Source organism: Okeania sp. SIO2B9 (assembly GCF_010672505.1).
GTDB classification, from domain to species: Bacteria; Cyanobacteriota; Cyanobacteriia; order Cyanobacteriales; family Microcoleaceae; genus Okeania; species Okeania hirsuta.
This window is the reverse complement of sequence record NZ_JAAHGK010001084.1, coordinates 1-2,667: the sequence shown is the minus strand read 5'-3', so window position 1 is coordinate 2,667 and position 2,667 is coordinate 1. Positions and strand designations below refer to the sequence as shown.

Genomic DNA, 2,667 nt, shown 5'->3' with positions numbered 1-2,667 from the left:
GAGATCGCCGTTGAGTCCGTGACGCATGTTGTCGCCGTCGAGCAGGTACGCGGCGCGGCCGATGTCGTCTATGTTTGTTGTTTCTAGTAGATGCCTTTGGTGGTCTTAACCAACTATATGTAGCTCTAGCTACAACTATAGCAGTGGCAGTCTTAGCCATAACTTCGGCAGAGATTGCTATTAAGGCCCAGTATTTTATTATGGTCGCGATAATTCTATCTCTACTTTCATTTGCATTCGGACATCCACTAGAAACAACAAACATAGAAATTTTGGGAGCTTCAGAGAGAGTATCAGAATCATTTTGGACAGTTTTTGCGGTCTTCTTTCCAGCCGTAACAGGTATTATGGCAGGGGTGAGTATGTCTGGAGACTTGCGAGAACCTAGCCGTTCAATTCCTGTAGGTACTTTGGCAGCCGTTGGTACTGGGTATATAGTTTATATGGTACTACCAGTTGTCCTGGCTATGCGGGCGGATGCTACTACTTTAATCGAACAACCTCTGGTGATGAAAGAAATGGCTCTTTGGGGGCCAGCAATTTTGTTGGGAGTTTGGGGGGCCACTCTTTCAAGTGCGATTGGTAGTATTCTGGGAGCACCAAGGGTTTTACAAGCTTTAGCAAGAGATGGAGTTTTACCTAGTTGGTTATCTTTTCTAGGTAATGGTAATGGGCCAAATGATGAACCCAGGATTGGTACAGCGGTAACTTTAGGTGTCGCTACTGCCACGGTTTGTATTGGTGACCTGAATATTATTGCCCCAGTGCTGACAATGTTCTTTTTGACAACCTACATGGTTTTAAATGTTTCAGCAGGTATAGAAGGCTTTTTGCAAAGCCCCTCTTTCCGTCCTACATTTAAAGTCCATTGGTCATTATCAATGTTGGGAGCCCTTGGTTGTTTGGCAGTGATGTTTTTGATTAATGCTGTGGCTACAGTTATTGCTGCTTTGATAGTGCTGGCAATATTTATCTGGCTACAGCGACGGGAGTTAGAGACAACTTGGGGAGATGCCAGACGCGGAATATGGATGGCCTTGGTGCGGGAAGGAATTCTTCAAATAGGTGAGGAGGATACTAAAAATTGGCGGCCACATATTTTAGTTTTGTCTGGGATACCAAAAAAACGTTGGTTGTTGATTAAATTTGCAGATGACTTAACTCATAATCGAGGTATGATTACGGTCTGTAGTGTTTTGCCTAGTGCGTCTCGCGATGTCTCTCAGCAAAGTGATATGCAAGATACAATACGTGAGTATTTGGACAAGCGAGGGGTACAAGCTCTGGTGCGGGTAGTTACTGCTACAGATTTTTTTGATGGTGCTAAACTCTTAGTGGAAACTTATGGCATTGGGCCACTAACGCCAAATACTGTTGTACTTGGAGATAGTCAGGAACCTTCCAGACGCGATCGCTACTGTCAGTTAATTGGTCATGTTCATAAAGCTAAGAAAAATGTAGTGATTTTTCGAGAAGACAGCGATCGTGGTTTTGGTCAACATCGTCGAATTGATGTGTGGTGGGGTGGTTTACAAAATAATGGTGGCTTAATGTTACTTCTAGCATATTTGCTGCGCACAGATATGGATTGGCGGAATGCGGAAATTTATTTGAAATTGGTAGTACCGGAGCAAGCAGCTATTCAACCGACTCAGGCAAATGTTGATCGTGTGATTCGAGATTTACGAATTAGCGCCAAATCTCAAATTTTGGTTTCTAATGGTCGTCCTTTCTATGATATTTTGCATGAGTCTTCTCAAAATGCTGACTTGATTTTTCTGGGAATTCGGACTCCTGGGGAGAATTTTACTAAGTATTATGAGGATTTACAGTCCAAAACGTCTAATCTTCCTAGTACAGTATTTGTTCTAGCAGCACCAGGTTTTTCTTATGGCGAAGTTCTCAGCGATCGCTAGTTCTCATTAGATAATATTTTAGGCATAGAAGTCAATAAATCAGGAGCGGTAATGTAGATAAATTAATATATCCCGCTCCAAAAGTGTAAAAATTGGAGCAGGATTCTGATCTTTTCTGATCTTTAAAGTTATATTCTAGAAAAGTTTGTGGTCATTTTTTAATAATTAATCAGGGGGTAATAATGACTTAATCTGACTGACAAATTCTTGATGATCCACTACTGGTTTAGAAATATAACTATCCGCACCACTTTGCTTCAAAAAAGATTCTCGATCACCTGCCATAGCATGAGCTGTCACTAATATGATTGGTATTTTATCCGTTTTAGGGTCAGCTTTAAGAATTTGAGTAATTTTAATCCCATCAACAGATTTACCCTGGTAAACACTACGAGCTAGAGAAACATCCATCAAAATCAAGTCTGCTTCTCCTGAGTTAGCCATTTTTACTACTTCTTCCACATCTTCTGTGTGCTTAACAGCTAAACCACCTCTTTTGGTCAAAATCTTGGAAAAAACTCTAGCATTAACTTGATCGTCTTCTACAATCAAAACAGTTTTCATATAAGTCTCCCGCTAAATACTCGTTAAAGTCTAAAAACCCCATTATAAAGTTTAGACTAAATTTTCTTATAGATAGGCAGTAGGTAGTAGGGAGTAGGCGGAAAGAATTAATGTCTCTAACACCAATTTGATAAATGTTTGTTACAAATGGTAGGGACGCCCTTATGCAATGTCCCTACGAAAGAAG

The 2,667-nt window shown here is 40.7% G+C and carries 2 protein-coding genes and 1 pseudogene; 1 reads left to right on the top strand and 2 read right to left on the bottom strand.

The annotated features are described in order from the left end of the window. On the bottom strand, positions 1-72 hold a 72-nt coding region (locus F6K13_RS35460; RefSeq protein ID WP_353735727.1), incomplete at its 3' end, for an adenylyl-sulfate kinase. An 11-nt stretch (positions 73-83) separates the two neighbouring features. Here F6K13_RS35460 and F6K13_RS27530 point away from each other — a divergent pair. After that, a pseudogene (locus tag F6K13_RS27530) lies at positions 84-1,916 on the top strand (Na-K-Cl cotransporter); the annotation flags it as partial. Between the two features lie 165 nt (positions 1,917-2,081). Here the strand turns inward: F6K13_RS27530 and F6K13_RS27525 are convergent. Further along, positions 2,082-2,480, bottom strand: a complete 399-nt coding sequence (locus F6K13_RS27525; RefSeq protein WP_124145042.1) for a response regulator — start codon at positions 2,478-2,480, stop codon at positions 2,082-2,084. Positions 2,481-2,667 lie beyond the last annotated feature (187 nt).

Coding starts and splice junctions, on each gene's coding strand:
- F6K13_RS27525 (WP_124145042.1), bottom strand. CDS start 2,480: ATGAAAACTGTTTTGATTGTAGAAGACGATCAAGTTAATGCTAGAGTT.